The organism is Bradyrhizobium sp. NP1 (assembly GCF_030378205.1).
Lineage (GTDB): Bacteria > Pseudomonadota > Alphaproteobacteria > Rhizobiales > Xanthobacteraceae > Bradyrhizobium.
This window is the reverse complement of record NZ_CP127385.1, coordinates 4238044-4253338: the sequence shown is the minus strand read 5'-3', so window position 1 is coordinate 4253338 and position 15295 is coordinate 4238044. Positions and strand designations below refer to the sequence as shown.

Here is a 15295-nt window from a genome sequence, read left to right as displayed (position 1 = left end):
GCCAGTATTCGAAGAACAGCAACCATTCCGACGTCCACGGGACGATCGTTGTCGCGATCGACATCTCGGGATTCCAGAACATCTCATCTGGATCCCAGAGGCATAGCGCAGGCCACTCCGGAGCGTGATTGTTCCAATAAATGTGCGGTAGATCATCGCCGCTCAACATGATCTTGCGGATTAGCGGATCGACGACATGGACGGTCACATAGGAATTGAAAAGGAACCATCCGTCGAAAAACTTGCGCCTGAAGTAGACGATCCGGATCGTGTAGGTTTTCGACGCCGGTCTTAGCGACCCTTCCCACACAGCGATCCAGTCGGCGTGAGCCGTCAGCCGGAAGTCGGGAAAGAGGCGCCGGATCTCGGCGTCCTGCTCATCGACGCTTCGGTACGTCATCAGGGTGATCGCCGAAGAACTTATGCGACGGTGCCGATCTGGCGATGCTCGGTGCCGACGTGCCGCCGGCCACCGCGGCAGGGATCGCGGCTTTGCCGGGCATGAAGCGGCTACCGGTCGAGCCCACGTCCTTGCCGACGCGCTGGACGTGGTCCTTCACCGCCGACCGCGCGGGCTTCTCGCCGAACAGATCTTCGAGGATCTGCTGCATCTCGGGAAGGGCGATGTCGCCGCGCAGCCGCCGGAGCTTCACGGCGAAGTCGGTGAGTTCGCGGATGAAGACCGCCTGGTCGTTCAGGTCTGCAGGCCAGCGATCCGTGAGGATGTCCTCGCGGCACATCGGGTTGCTGGCGAAGACCTTCTCGCCCCGGTCATGCTCCTGCCCGACGACGGCCAGCATGCTCTCGACCTGGAAGCTGAGCTCTTCTGCGAGCGACGTCATCTGGTTGGCGTGGCTGGCCACGTAGAAGGCAAGCAGCACCGACGGCGGCAGCCGCCGGCTCTTGTGCCGTCTATCATACGCCAGATTGCGCCAGCGTTTGATCAACTGCAACGCGATGACTGCGCGCGACTTGTGGTAGGCAGGGCACTGCTCCGGCACAGGTGCGGCGTCCGCGCGCTTGGACAGGATCGCGCGTTCGCGATCGTAGTCCAGCGACCGCCGTTCAAAGAAGGTGCCGAAATCCTGGTCCGGCGGGGTCCGGGCGATGAACCACTGCGCGAACCCGTGTGGGTTGGCGTACAGCGACATCTTCGGCTCGGACGGATCCTCGGGCTTGGAGTGAAAGATCAGCCCCGTCTTCTCGGCGGTGCCCGTCAGGCGGACCGTGGGCGTCACGTCGAGATGCATGCCATCGTAGCTGACGGTGCTGCAGCGTGTTTTCCGGTCGGTCTTGAGGTAGTAGCGCGAGCCACGCTCGCCACGGATCGCGACGTGCAGGGTCGCGAGCGCGTCTTCGGGATCGACGTCGGCTCGGAAGGCGAGGTCGGCCATGACGTCGATGTCGAACTCGTCATCGCTCGAGTGGCGCGCGACGGTCGCGCCGATCGCGAAGCCGCCTTGCGGATAGAAGTCGCGGACGAATCGCGAGAGGGGGCTGTCCTCGCGCTCGAGCCATTCATTGATGGCGTGGTAGTGGTCGACGGCAAGCTGGTAGTCGGTCGGGCTGAGCTGGATCCGGATCGCGACGTCGGCCAGCATCACGTCGACCGTCGAGTAGCTCGCGATCTGACGCAGATAGCGATCGGAATAGTTCATATTGACGTTCCTCTACAGCTCAGTTGTGTTCCTCCCGCAATGTTCCGGCGATCATAGTGATAGCCGGACTACTGCACCTGATCGCCGTCCTGGAAGCGGTCGTAGACGGTATCGCAGGCCGCGCACATGAACTTGTGTCCCACCGGGAAGAGCGTTTGCTGCCCACAGCAGGAGCACGGTTCGCTCAGGAAGGAAGGCGCCGGCGATGCGGTCTTCGGAGCAAGGGCCGCGCGCACCTCGTCGGCTATCCGCTGGACCCGTTTCGAAGCGGCGGGCCGCTCCAGTTCTTCCTGCACCTGCTCGAAATAGATGCGGGCGGCCTGCAGACTGACGCCAGCCTGCACGGACACCTCTTCCGGTGAGGCGAGCCGCCGGGCCGTTTCGTCGTTGATGAGGAATCCCGCTCCGAAGACCATGGCCTGGTGTTCGGCGGACTTGAACTTCGGTATCCATAAGGAGGTTGCATTGCCAGCCTGACGCCGGGGCAGGGCGGCTCCCTGCATCAGCTTGTCCAGATGAAGCGTCGAATGGCCAAGCTCATGGGCAATCGTGTATCTCGCGTATCCATCGCCCATGAACGCCCTGTGCCGAATGCGTCTCGGAATTTTTACGACGATGCGCGTGCCGTCATACGTCGTAAGTCCTGAATCGCCGGGCAGCTGGTTGTCCGACACGGTTTCGAGCTTGAATGGCTTTTTCCCGCGGACCGTCCATATCTCGGTCGCCGTTTCGAGGAAGAGAGGGTCAACTCGCTCGAGGTCGCCCCAGCCCAAGGAGCGGCGAAGGGTCTTAGCGTGCCCGCGCACTTCAGGATCCCGCAAAGGATCAACTAGATAGTCGTCAGTCGACATCAATTGCCCCGTTTCAAAATAGACCCCCTGCGGTTCATTTTTTGCTATCCCGCCTCGGCCGGTAAGCGAAACCCCGCATTTCTGTGGGGTTTCGCTGCTCGCGGTCTTATTTTGGTTTAGGTCGCGGGCTTTCTTTCGTGTGAGCTAGATCCACGCCCCCACGCGGTTGCTCTCACGAACACCCCGTCGTCGACCCGCACGTATCGCACTTCATGCAGGTGCCGTTGCGCACCAAGGTGAAGTTGCCGCACTCGGAGCACATCTCGCCTTCGTAGCCTTTGGCTTTCGCCTCAGCCCGGCGCTCGGCCTTGGAGGGCGCGGCGGCTGCGGCGGCGCCCGCCTTGCTCCATTGCAGCGCCTCGAGCTTCTCGGTCGGCGAGAGGTCGTGGCTCGACTCCTGCTTGAGCGCAACCGCGCCCTCGGCCGCATCGCCGGCGCGGTTGGTGGCCCCGTGCTGCGACAGCGCGGTGACGCGCGAGCCGCCCGCGGGCGCGGAGTCCGAGCCGGAGGAGACCGCCGCCGAGCCGCCGCGCATGACCACGAGGTTGTCGGTGCGCGAGCGCGTCAGGCCCTTCGACAGGTACTTGATGGCCTGGTGGCTGCCATGCGTGTCGTCCGGCTCCTTGCCTTCCTCGACGCCCTTGCCGAGCGCGTCGAAGCTACTCTCGGTCGGATCGACATGGGCGAGGTCGAAGCGCGACAGGTAGCTCACCGCGAGCTCGCGGAACACATAGTCCAGGATCGAGGTCGCGTACTTGATGCTGTCGTTACCCTGCACCGGGCCCGCCGGCTCGAAGCGGGTGAAGGTGAAGGCGTCGACATATTCATCGAGCGGCACGCCGTATTGCAGGCCGAGCGAGACCGCGATCGCGAAGTTGTTGATGAAGGAGCGAAGTGCGGCGCCTTCCTTGTGCATGTCGATGAAGATCTCGCCGAGGCGGCCGTCGTCATATTCGCCGGTGCGCAAGTAGACCTTGTGTCCGCCGACCACGGCCTTCTGGGTGTAGCCCTTGCGGCGATCCGGCATCTTCTCGCGCTCGCGCATCACGATGATGCGCTCGACGAGCTTCTCCACGATCTTCTCGGAGACCTGCGTCGCCCGCGCAGCCATCGGCTTGTCGTAGAGTTGCTCGACCGCATCGTCCTCGTCCTCATCGTCGGCGATGAGCTGCGAGTTGAGCGGCTGCGAGAGCTTCGAGCCGTCGCGGTAGAGCGCGTTGGCCTTCAGCGCCAGCTTCCAGGACAAGAGGTAGGCGGACTTGCAGTCCTCGACCGTGGCGTCGTTCGGCATGTTGATGGTCTTCGAGATCGCGCCCGAGATGAAGGGCTGCGACGCCGCCATCATGCGGATGTGGCTTTCCACCGACAGATAGCGCTTGCCGATCTTGCCGCAGGGGTTGGCGCAGTCGAACACCGGATAGTGCTCAGGCCTAAGATGCGGCGCGCCTTCCACCGTCATGGCGCCGCAGATGTGGACGTTGGCCGCCTCGATCTCGCGCTTGGTGAAGCCGACCGCCGCGAGCAGGTCGAAGTTCGGCGCGGCAATGGCTTCCGCGCCGATGCCGAGCTGGTCGCGGATGAAGTCCTCGCCGAAAGTCCACTTGTTGAAGGCGAACTTGATGTCGAAGGCGGTCGGCAGCGCCTTTTCCACCTTCGCGATGGCCTCATCGGTGAAGCCCTTTGCTTTCAAGGTGGAGGCGTTGACGGCCGGCGCGTTGGAGAGCGAACCGTGGCCGACGGCATAGGCCTCGATCTCCGCGATCTCGCTCTCGCGATAGCCGAGCGCGCGCAGCGCCTCGGGGACCGCGCGGTTGATGATCTTGAAGTAGCCGCCGCCGGCGAGCTTCTTGAACTTCACCAGCGCGAAGTCCGGCTCGATGCCCGTGGTGTCGCAGTCCATCACGAGCCCGATCGTGCCGGTCGGCGCGACCACCGTGGTCTGCGCGTTGCGGTAGCCGTTCTTCTCGCCAAGCTCCAGCGCCTCGTCCCAGGCCTTGGTCGCATGCGCGACGAGGGCGGGTTGCGGGCAGGAGGCGTGGTCGAGCGGCACCGGGTTGACGGACAGCGCCTCGTAGCCGGAGGCCTGGCCGTGCGCGGCGCGGCGGTGGTTGCGGATCACCCGCAGCATGTGCGCCGCGTTCTTCTTGTAGCCGGGGAAGGTGCCCAGTTCAGCCGCCATCTCGGCCGAGGTCTTGTAGGCGATGCCGGTCATGATCGAGGTCAGCGTGCCGCAGAGCGCGCGGCCTTCCTTGCTGTCGTAAGGAAGCCCCATGGTCATCAAGAGGCCGCCGATATTGGCAAAGCCGAGCCCCAGCGTGCGGAACTCGTAGGAGAGCTCGGCGATCGCCTTGGAGGGGAACTGCGCCATCATCACGGAGATCTCGAGCACCAGCGTCCACAGCCGGCAGAGATGCTCGTAGGACTCCACGTCGAAGTGCTTGGTCGTGGTGTCGTAGAAGGTCAGCAGGTTGGCAGAGGCCAGATTGCACGCCGTGTCGTCCAGGAACATGTATTCCGAGCACGGATTGGACGCGCGGATGTCGCCGGACGCCTTGCAGGTGTGCCAGTCGTTCATCGTGGTGTTGAAGTGCAGGCCCGGATCGGCGGACGCCCAGGCGGCGTAGCCGATCTTCTCCCAGAGGTCGCGGGCCTTCAGCGTCTTCGTCACCTTCTTGGTGGTGCGGCCGATCAGGCTCCACTCGCCGTCGGTCTCCACCGCGCGCAGGAAGTCGTCCTTCAGCGAGACCGAGTTGTTGGAGTTCTGGCCTGACACCGTGAGGTAGGCTTCCGAATCCCAGTCGGTGTCGTAGATGTCGAACTGGATGTCCTTGTAGCCCTGCTTGGCGAACTGGATCACCCGCTTGATGTAGTTGTCGGGCACCAGCGAGCGGCGCGCCAGCTTGATCTCGCGGCGGAGCGCCGGGTTCTTCTCGGGATCGAAGCAGTCGTCGCCAGAACCCTCGCAGTTGACGCAGGCCTTCATCACGGCCTTGAGGTGCTTCTGGTTGATCTTGGAGCCGGTCACGAGCGCTGCGACCTTCTGCTCCTCCTTCACCTTCCAGTCGATATAGGTCTCGATGTCGGGGTGATCGACGTCGACCACGACCATCTTGGCGGCGCGGCGCGTGGTGCCGCCCGACTTGATCGCGCCGGCGGCGCGGTCGCCGATCTTGAGGAAGCTCATCAGGCCCGACGAGCGGCCACCGCCGGACAGGCGCTCGCCTTCGCCGCGCAGGCGCGAGAAGTTCGAGCCGGTGCCGGAGCCATATTTGAACAGGCGCGCCTCGCGCACCCAGAGGTCCATGATGCCGCCCTCGTTGACGAGGTCGTCCTCGATGCCCTGGATGAAGCAGGCGTGCGGCTGCGGATGCTCATAGGCCGACTTGGATTTCGTCAGCTTGCCGGTCTTCCAGTCGACGTAATAGTGGCCCTGGCCGGGGCCGTCGACGCCATAGGCCCAGTGCAGCCCGGTGTTGAACCATTGCGGCGAGTTCGGCGCCACCATTTGCTTCGCCAGCATGTAGCGCAGCTCGTCGAAGAAGGCCTGCGCGTCTTCTTCCGAAGAGAAATAGCCGCCCTTCCAGCCCCAATAGGTCCAGCAGCCGGCAAGGCGATCGAACACCTGCTTGGCCGAGGTCTCGCCGACATAGCGTTCCTTCTCGGGCAGCAGGCTCAGCGCCTCGGCGTCCGGCACCGCGCGCCACAGGAAGGAGGGGACCGTCTCCTCCTCGACTTTCTTCAGCCTGGCGGCGACGCCGGCTTTGCGGAAGTATTTCTGGGCCAGCACGTCGGAGGCGACCTGCGACCAGACCTCGGGGATCTCGACGTTTTCAGCGCGAAACACCACCGAGCCGTCGGGGTTGCGGATCTCCGATGTCGTCAATCTGAAATCGATGCCGGCATAGGGTGATTGGCCGGCTTTGGTGTGGCGTCGTTCGATTCGCATAGTCGTGCCCCGTCTCTTTTTTGGCCAGAACGCCTACCCGCGCCCCGGCTGTTGTTCCCTTGAGCGAAACCCTCGAACCCAAAAGGGCAGGCGCCCTCAAGCGGCTTCGAAGCCTCCGCGGTTCCAAAAGCCGGTGGTTCCGGCCCTGTTTCTCTGGACGTGAGGGCGATGCAGGCATCGCCCTTCGGTCCGGCACGCCCTGATCGCCACGCGCCCCAAGTTTCCTCGCGGGCAAATCAGGCCATGCGTTCAACGCCCCAACGCGTCACGCGACACACGAAGTCGGGCCGGTTCCGGCCCTTCCCCGAGCGGGCCGTTCGGCCCATTTTGGCGCCCCGAAAATCCCTGGATTTTGGGCAGACACGCCCTTCACCCGAGGCCTTGTCCGGCCAGCGGAGTGGTTAATCTGGAACCCTTTTGGGAGCGACCGGCGGGACCCAAACACACTCGCGCCGAACAGAGGGAAAGCTAGGACATCTCCGTTACGCCCGTCAAGAACTAGTACGAGTTTCTGAATCAAACACTAAATATGGTGGAAAGGGTGGGATAACAGGGGGCAATGCCGCGCCTGTGATGGGCTCAAGTATCAGTGAGTCCTCAGAGATTCGGAAGCGGAAAAAATTCGCGCGGCGGTGTGGATCAGAGCTTCGCCCCGCTGTTCACAGGCCAGCTTTTATTCGCCGTTTCCGCCTTGCGCCGGGGAGACTCACGTAGGCCTACGGGCATGCTGGGGGCTGCTATACCGGTGCGTGCGTGGTGCAGGCCGCCACGACCCGGCAATGTGCCCCTGATTCCACCCCGACTGCCGGCTTCATGACAGAATCATCAAAGGCACCGTCGCAGCGGGCGCGGCTTGCGCCCGCCGGCCTGATCTTCCTCGCCATCACCTCGATCGGCTGGGGCTTGAACTGGCCCGTCACCAAGTTTCTGATCGGCGAGGTGCCGCCGCTGACGCTGCGCGGCGGGACGGGCGCTGCGGGTGCCGCACTGCTTGCGCTGCTGGCACTCGTGCGCGGCGAGAGCCTGAAGGTGCCGGCCGAGGTCTGGCCGCGGCTGCTGCTGGCGGCCCTCCTCAATGTCACCGCCTGGATGGTGCTGGTGGGGCTCGCGCTGCTCTGGCTGCCGGCGAGCGAGGCCGCGCTGATCGCCTACACCATGCCGGTCTGGGCGGCGCTGATCGCCTGGCCTGTGCTGGGCGAGCGGCCGACGCTCGCGCGCACCATCGCGCTCCTGATGGCCCTCACCGGGCTTGCCGTCATCATGGGCGGCAGCGGCATCTCGGCCAACCAGGCGAAACTGCCCGGCACGATCCTGGCCCTTTGCGGGGCGATCGGCTTTGCGTTCGGCACGGTGCTTTCCAAGAAGCTGCCGATCAAGCTGTCGCCGCTTCCCGCCGCCGCCTGGCAGGTCGGGCTCGGCTGCCTGCCGGTTGCGATCATCGGGCCGATCATCGAGCACCCGCAGTGGAACGCGGTGACCCCGCTCGGCTGGGTGCTCCTGATCTATGCCGTCGTGGTGCAGTTCTGCATCTGCTTTGTGAGCTGGTTTGCGGCGCTCGCCCGGCTGCCGGCATCGGTGGCCGCGATCGGCACCATGGCGGTGCCGGTGATCGGCGTCGTGGCCTCCGCGGTCACGCTGCACGAGCCGCTGGGCGTGGTCCAGATCGCCGCGCTGGTCTTCACGCTCGCCGGCGTCGCGCTCGCGATCCGCTGAGGGCCGAGGTTCCCGCTCAATTCCGCGGCGGTGATGTGGGCTGCTTCACACGCAAGGGGTGTCTGCTACCGTAAGCTCGCGCAGCGGCGCCGAGCATTTTTGATTGAGCATGATCTTTTCGGAAAACCGCTGCACACTTTCCGGATCATGCTCTAGGATTGCAGTATAAACCCGTTGCAACCGGCGGAGACCGGCGATGGCGGAAGCAGCTTCCCGGTGGTCGAATTTCATGTCGCGCTTCGTCGCGATGCTCGGCTGGATCGCGCAATTTGCCACGATCAGCAACCTGCTGGCGCTGACCTGGATCGCGGTTGCCGCCGTGATCTGCGGGCTGATCGTGCGGGATCTTGCCCGCGACGTCGTCACCATCGAGCCGATCTCGGTGCCTGCCGCGCTGGCGGAGGCCGGCTACACGCCGGAAGTGGCGAGCCACCGCCTGCGCGACGCGATCAACGGCTATGGCAGCGTCAACAACAGCATCGCGCTCTCCGACAAGGCGAACTTCAACTCCAACCTCGACCTCAACATCTATGCGCGCGACGAGATGCCCGATTTCGTCGTGCCGACCATCGGGCTGTCGCTCAACGCCATCGTGTCCTCGATCCGCAGCGTGCTGCATTACCGCAATGGCGCTGCGATCTCGGGCGAGCTGGTTTTCCGTGAAAAATACGCACTGCGCGTGCGGGTCGACGGCAGGCAGGTGTTCTCCAGCGGATTCGAGTCCGACAATCCGGACGAACTGATGATGAAGGCCGCGCCCGCCATCATGGAAACGATCAAGCCCTCCGTGAACGCGGTCGTGCTGTTCCGCGATCACCGGCAGCAGAGCCTGATGAGGGCCGACGACATCATCGCCCGCTTCGAGGAAAACGACGTCAACGTGCAATGGGCCTACATGCTCAAGGGCAACGACCTGCTCGATCGCGGCGAGTTCGCGCAGGCCGAAGGCATGTACCGCAAGGCGATCAGCCTGAACTGGAGCAATCCGCAGCCGCACAACCAGCTGGGCCTCGCCTTGCAGCGCCAGGGCCGGTTCGACGACGCCATGGTGCAGTTCCGCCGCGTGCTGGGCATCAATCCGCGCTCGGCCACCGCCTACAACAATATCGGCGTCGCGCTCGCCGAGAAGGCGGGCCCCCACGGCAACCTTGACGGCGCCGTCGACGCCTATCGCCAGGCCATCGCGGTCGATCCGCGCTATCCGCTGCCCTACAACAATCTTGGCATTGCGCTGGCGCGCCGCAACGAGGTTGTCGCCGCGATCGCCGAATACCACAAGGCGCTGCTGCTCGATCCGAAATATGTCCACGCCCACTGGAATCTCGCCGCGGCGCTACGCAGGCAGCGCGATCTCGACGGCGCGCTGGCCGAATACCGCGCCGCGCTCGAAAGCACCAAGGACAAGAGGCAGGTCGCGACGCTGCATGTCAGCGTCGGCGACGTGCTCAAGGACAAGGCCGGTGCCGGCGGCGACGTCAATCCGGCGATCGCGGAATACCGCGAGGCGATCTCGATCGATCCCACCTATAGCTGGGCGCACAACAATCTCGGCCTGGTCTTTCGCGACGAGGGCAAGCTCGACGAGGCCATCGCCGAGTTTCGCGCCGCGACGCTGGCCGACGCCAAGAACGAGGTCGCCGGCGAAAACCTCGTGCATGCCGAGCAGGCGAAGGCGGCAGCGGCGCCGAAGGAAGCCAGCGCATCCAAGGAGTAGCGGGCGACGGGACATTTCGCCACAGCACCAGGTGCTGCGCACAAGCGCGACTGTCGCGCTGCTTGACAGTGAGCGCTTCGCAAACCTAGGGTGATCCTCGACGGTTCTCGTTTTTTCGAGATGAAAAGGGAATGCGGTGCGGGAATTTTCCCAACGCCGCAGCTGCCCCCGCAACTGTAAGCGGCGAGCCTCGTGTCATTGGCCACTGGATCCCCTTGGATCTGGGAAGGCGACCACGAGGCGGTGACCCGCGAGCCAGGAGACCTGCCGTCAGTCGTGGTCACGGGCGAGACGCATCGGACGGGGTGAGCCGAAGCGAAACTCTTCAGCTTGAGAGACCTTCGGGCGCTCTCGTGGAGGGTTTGTCGCGGTGACGTGTCACGTTGCCGTGGGGTCCGTTCGGTTTTGCCATTGAAAGAGCTGCCGTAGGCCGTGCCGGCGTCGTGCGCGGTGATGCGCGCGCCCATAGGGGCGTGCGTGTTCACCGTCATTCGCGCGATGGGGGTTGTTTTGTTGCGAATTCATTCAAGTTGTGTGGGTGGAGATTTTTCACGGGTTGGGACCGCGGTTGCGGTCGCACTGATCGGCGCGATCGCGGCGGGCGGGTCGGCCGAAGCTCAGCAGGCCCGGCCCGATCCGACGCTGCCGCCTGTTGTCGTGCAGCCGGGGCAGGCCACGCCGCGTTCCGCGGCCGATCCCGGCGCAAGGCCGCGCAATGCGGCGCGGCGGACGGCGAGGGCGGCACGCTCGCACGCCAATCCCGCGCCGATCGCGCCAGCCGAAAATGCCGCGAGCCTGCCACGTGACGGCATTGAAGGTTATTTCGCGCAAACCACCACGGCCGGCGCCAAGGTCGCAACACCCATTCTCCAGCTGCCGCGCTCGGTCTCGACGGTGACGCAACAGGAGATCGCCGACCGCGACGCCCAGAGCGTGCGCGAGGCGCTGCAATATACCGCGGGCGTCAGCAGCTATTTCCGCGAGGGCCAGTTCACGCGCGACTTCGTGTCGATCCGGGGATTTCAGGCGCTGCAATTCCTCGACGGGCTCAGGCTCAACGTCAACAATTACGGGCTGGAGCCTTATGGGTTCGAGCGCATCGACGTGCTGAAGGGACCGGCGGCGACGCTGTACGGGCAGGGCAGTCCCGGCGGCCTCTGGGACATCACCAGCAAGCGGCCCACCGACCAGGCGTTCGGCGAGGCGCTGCTACGGTTCGGCCTGCGCAACACGATGGAAGGCGCGTTCGACGTCGGCGGTCCGGTCACGTCGGATCGTTCGCTGCTCTATCGCGTGGTCGGCGTCGGCAGGTTCGGCGACGGCGAAATCGATTTCACCCGGAACGAGCGCGCCTATTTCGCGCCGTCCTTCACCTGGCGCAACGAGGACACCAGCCTGACGATCCTCGCGGCCTATCAGTACGATCCCCACGTCACCGTGCTGCAGCCGCTGCCCTATCAGGGGGCAGTCGTGCCGGGCCCGACCGGTCAGTTCATCTCGCGCAATCTCTTCCTCGGCGAGCCCGGCTTTCACGACACATCCGTGCAGCAGGCCCGCATCGGCTACGAGTTCAAGCACCAGATGAACGAGGTCTTCTCGTTCCAGCAGAACTTCTATTACCAGAATATCGACATCAATTTGAACGAGGTGCAGAGCAGGGCGTCGGCAAGCACCACGACCACTGCGCGGATGGCCGCCAACCAGACCTTCCAGATCGACATGTATCAGATCGACAACCGTCTCAAGGCGGATTTCGATAACGGGATGTTGCGCCATCACGTGCTGTTCGGCGTCGATTATTCGGCCGTGCCCAACTACCAGGGGACGGGCACGGCGGCCGCCACCAACTTCAATTTCTATAGCCCGGCCTACGGAACGCCGGTGCCGACCCCGATCATCACCACGAACCGCTACCAGGATCAGCGCCAGTTCGGCACTTACATCCAGGACCGCACCGAGATCGGCCGCCTGTCGGTCCTCGCCGGTGTGCGTTATGACAACCTTGAGCAGGACCAGAAGACGCGCACGCTCAACACGACGACCGGCGTGCTCTCCAACCCGCCATGGACGCTGCAGCCCGATCATGGCCTCACCTACAACGGCGGCCTGATCTACAATTTCAGCAACGGCGTTGCGCCCTATGCGAGCTATTCGCAGACCTTTACGCCGACCTCTGGAACGGACTTTTTCGGTCGTGCCTTCATTCCCGTAACCGGCGACCAGAAGGAGGTCGGTATCAAGTACATGCCGCCCGGCCTCGACCTGCTGCTGACCGCGGCCGTTTTCGACATCACGCAGTACGACGTGCTGACGAACGACCTCTCGCATCCCGGCTTTGCGGTGCAGACGAGCTCCGTACGGAGCCAGGGCGGCGAGGTCGAGCTGAAGACGACGCGGCTCTATGGCTTCAACGTCAGCGCGGCCTATACCTATCTCGATGCGAAGGTAATCGCGACCAACACCATCGGCGGCGTGGGCAAGCATCCGGTCGGCATTCCCATGAACCAGGCGTCGCTGTGGACCACCTACCGCTTCGCCGAAGGCGTTATGCGCGGGGTGACGCTGGGCGGCGGCGTGCGCTTCGTCGGCGATCAGGCGGTCGATGCGCTCAACACCCTGCCTGTGCCGTCGTTCACCCTGTACGACCTCACGGCGCGCTACGAGCTGGGCGCGCTGTCGCCGACGCTGGCGAAATGGGATGTGGCGCTGAACGTCAAGAACCTCATGGATACCCGCTACGTCGGCTCCTGCGACGATCAGTTCAACTGCTACTACGGTCCCGGCCGCAACATCATCGGGACGCTGCGGGCCCGCTGGTGATGTTGGCAGGGTGAGGAACGCGTGACGCCGGACGAGGTTTGCGACGCGATCGACCGGCTTGCCGTCGGCGGCTATGCCGCGTTCGGCGGCCGCCTCGTCGGGCAGCGGGATCAGCGCCGGTCCGTCGGGGCGGACGAGCTTCTGGATACCGCGATGCGCAAGGCGATCGAGGATCGCTTTGCACGCCGGTTTGACGCCTTCGATCCGCGCGCCGTCCACTCGATCTGGATGAAATGGTATCTCAACGCCTTCATCCCGCCGGTGCTGCTCGCCGATATCCTGCTCGGACAGTCCGTCGGCGTGGATCTCGCGGCAACGCGCTTCATCCTCGCCGAGGACGGGCGCATCGACGCGATAAGGATCAGCGAGACGACGGACACATGGGGCCTCGCCGATCCCTTCCGTCGCCTCAAGCCGCTCGTCTTCGACCATTTCGCGCCGTTGATCGAGATGTGGTGCGCGCGGACCGACGTCACCCGCCGCGTGTTCTGGAGCAATGTCGGCAACACCTTCGAAGCGATGCTGCGCCGGATCGAGGCGGTGTCGGGACCATCGGAGCGGCTCGCGCAGGCGCAGCGCATCCTGGATGAGCCCGACTGGCCCGGCGAGCCCAATCCCCTGTTCGATGCGGTCCACTACGCATCGGAGCAGGGCGGGGCGGCCGTTCGCCGGCGGCGCGTCTGCTGCCTGCAATATCTCCTGCCCGATCGCCGCTTCTGCAAGGCGTGTCCCATCGAGGAAGCACGCGCTCCTTCTCGCCAGGAAAGAACGATCCCTTGAACGATATCCCTTCGTTGCAGAGTTCCTTTCGGGATGCCGCCCGCATCGCGGCCGCCTATTTCCGGTCCGAGGAGCGCCGGAGCGCGACCGCATTGCTGGCGGGCGCAATCGCCGTCCAGCTCGTCCTGGTCGGCACGGCCGTTGCGACCAACTATTGGCGCAACGCCTTCTTCCAGACGCTGCAGGACAGGGACTGGGCCGGCTTCATGACCCAGTTCGGCGTCTATTGCGGCATCGGCGTGTTCTTCGTGCTGGCCACCGTGTACCAGCGCTATCTGACGCAATGGCTGACCATTCGCTGGCGCCGCTGGCTCACGACGCATTATCTCGAGAGGTGGCTAAACGGGCCGGTGCACTACCGGGCGATGATCGCAGGCGGTGATGTCGACAATCCCGACCAGCGCATCGCCGAAGACGTCAGGCAATTCATCGACGATGCACTCTCGCTTGCCGTCGGTCTGATCGGCGCGATCGCGAGGCTGTTCTCCTTCGTTGCGGTGCTGTGGACACTTTCGAACCTCGTGCCCTTGCAGCTGTTCGGAAACGCATACGCCGTCCCGGGCTATCTGGTTTGGGCCGCGCTGCTCTACGCGCTGGTCGGCAGCATCGTCACGCACTGGATCGGCCGGCGCCTCATTCCGACCGATTTCGAGCAGCAACGGCGGGAGGCCGATTTTCGCTTTGCGCTGGTGCGCGTCCGGGAGAATTCGGAAGCCGTCGCGCTGCTGCGGGGCGAGGCCTCCGAACGGCACCAATTGCTGGCGCTGTTTTCGGAGATTGCGCAGAACTGGCACCGGCTGATGCGCTGGCAGCAATTCGTTCTGCTGTTCGCGACGACCTATCGACACTTCTCGCTCTACTTTCCCTACCTGGTGGCGTCGCCGCTGTTCTTTGCCGGCAGCATGCAGCTCGGCGCGCTGATGCAGTCGGGCTCCGCCTTCAACGAGGTCCGCGATGCCTTTTCCTATTTCATCAGCTCCTACCTGAAAATCGCCGAACTGGCAGCGACGGTTCAGCGCCTGTCGCAATTCGAGCGTGCGATCGCCGCGGCCGAACGGTCCGGTCAGCCGGCGTCTCCGCCAGCGAAGGAGGCCCTGCTGGTCAGGGATCTCGCCGTCAACGATCAGGCCGGCCGGCCGATTGCCGGCCTCAAGGAGCTTGCGCTGGCTGCCGGCGAGGCGGTGCTGCTGACCGGCGCTTCCGGCGCCGGCAAGACGAGCCTGCTGCGCCGTCTGGCAGGTATCTGGCCGCGCGCCAGCGGAACGGTGGCGCATGCGAGCGATCATCTGCTCGCCCTGCCGCAACGACCCTATATTCCGCTTGGCTCGCTGCGCCGCGCGCTCAGCTATCCCGCGCCTGCCGGCGCGGTCGGCGACAAGCATCTGCACGAGGCTCTCGATGCGGTCGGGCTGTCGCGGCTGAAGCCCTGTCTCGACGTGGCCGATGCGTGGGACAAGGTGCTTTCCGAAGGCGAGAAGCAGCGCCTGTCGCTGGCAAGGGTCCTGCTTGTCGCGCCGGATCTGCTGCTGCTCGACGAGGCGACCTCGGCCATCGACGAGCAAGGCGCGCGCGCGTTGCACCGCATGATCCGCCATCGCCTGCCGAGGGCCGCGGTCCTGTCGGCAACGCATGACGAGGCGCTGCGCGACCTCTACGATCGCTCCATCGCGATCTGAGCATAGCGGGGTGCCGTGCCGCCCCTCTCCGGGACGACGTCAGCAGGCCCTCGGCGCCGCGTGGCCAGTAACACAAACTTAAATGCTGCCGAGGTACATTGGTGTGGCAATTTCAGTAGTCGTGCATTGATTTCAAG

The 15295-nt window shown here is 64.5% G+C and carries 9 protein-coding genes, 1 pseudogene and 1 riboswitch; of the genes and pseudogenes, 5 read left to right on the top strand and 5 right to left on the bottom strand.

Annotated features, from left to right (window positions below; genetic code table 11):
- Positions 1 to 22 precede the first annotated feature (22 nt).
- The 4 genes and pseudogenes from QOU61_RS37360 to QOU61_RS20430 all read right to left on the bottom strand — a co-directional run.
- Positions 23 to 400: pseudogene (locus QOU61_RS37360) on the bottom strand (type II CBASS E2 protein); the annotation flags it as partial.
- The gene (locus tag QOU61_RS20440; protein ID WP_289653007.1) at positions 378 to 1658 is read right to left on the bottom strand and encodes a nucleotidyltransferase domain-containing protein; all 1281 of its coding nucleotides are present in this window, start codon (positions 1656 to 1658) and stop codon (positions 378 to 380) included. The gene QOU61_RS20440 and the pseudogene QOU61_RS37360, both read right to left, overlap by 23 nt.
- 68 nt (positions 1659 to 1726) lie before the next feature.
- Positions 1727 to 2509, bottom strand: coding sequence for an ImmA/IrrE family metallo-endopeptidase (locus QOU61_RS20435; RefSeq protein ID WP_289653006.1), 783 nt, complete (start codon positions 2507 to 2509; stop codon positions 1727 to 1729).
- A gap of 172 nt (positions 2510 to 2681) precedes the next feature.
- Positions 2682 to 6455 carry a vitamin B12-dependent ribonucleotide reductase gene (locus QOU61_RS20430; RefSeq protein WP_289653005.1) on the bottom strand — a complete coding sequence of 1258 codons (3774 nt, stop codon included), beginning with the start codon at positions 6453 to 6455 and terminating at the stop codon, positions 2682 to 2684.
- An 813-nt stretch (positions 6456 to 7268) separates the two neighbouring features.
- On the opposite strand from QOU61_RS20430, the gene QOU61_RS20425 reads away from it, so the two are divergent.
- Complete coding sequence (locus QOU61_RS20425) at positions 7269 to 8168, top strand: DMT family transporter (RefSeq protein WP_289653004.1); 900 nt, start codon at positions 7269 to 7271, stop codon at positions 8166 to 8168.
- 45 nt (positions 8169 to 8213) lie between these two features.
- On the opposite strand, the gene QOU61_RS20420 is transcribed toward QOU61_RS20425, so the two are convergent.
- On the bottom strand, positions 8214 to 8399 hold the full coding sequence (locus tag QOU61_RS20420) for a hypothetical protein (RefSeq protein WP_289653003.1): 186 nt from the start codon (positions 8397 to 8399) through the stop codon (positions 8214 to 8216).
- Between QOU61_RS20420 and QOU61_RS20415 the strand changes: the two genes are divergently transcribed.
- From QOU61_RS20415 to QOU61_RS20400, 4 genes are all read left to right on the top strand, one after another.
- Complete coding sequence (locus QOU61_RS20415; RefSeq protein ID WP_289653002.1) at positions 8398 to 9882, top strand: tetratricopeptide repeat protein; 1485 nt, start codon at positions 8398 to 8400, stop codon at positions 9880 to 9882. The two genes, QOU61_RS20420 and QOU61_RS20415, sit on opposite strands and share 2 nt — an antisense overlap.
- An 84-nt stretch (positions 9883 to 9966) precedes the next feature.
- Positions 9967 to 10168: riboswitch (cobalamin riboswitch) on the top strand.
- Between the two features lie 248 nt (positions 10169 to 10416).
- Complete coding sequence (locus QOU61_RS20410; RefSeq protein WP_289653001.1) at positions 10417 to 12702, top strand: TonB-dependent siderophore receptor; 2286 nt, start codon at positions 10417 to 10419, stop codon at positions 12700 to 12702.
- Between the two features lie 21 nt (positions 12703 to 12723).
- Positions 12724 to 13482 (top strand): siderophore-iron reductase FhuF, encoded by a 759-nt coding sequence (fhuF, locus tag QOU61_RS20405; RefSeq protein ID WP_289653000.1) that lies wholly within the window; start codon positions 12724 to 12726, stop codon positions 13480 to 13482.
- A complete protein-coding gene (locus tag QOU61_RS20400) occupies positions 13479 to 15158 on the top strand; it encodes an ABC transporter ATP-binding protein/permease (protein WP_289652998.1) in 1680 nt (559 codons plus the stop codon). Before fhuF ends, QOU61_RS20400 begins: the two co-directional genes overlap by 4 nt.
- Positions 15159 to 15295: the final 137 nt, after the last annotated feature.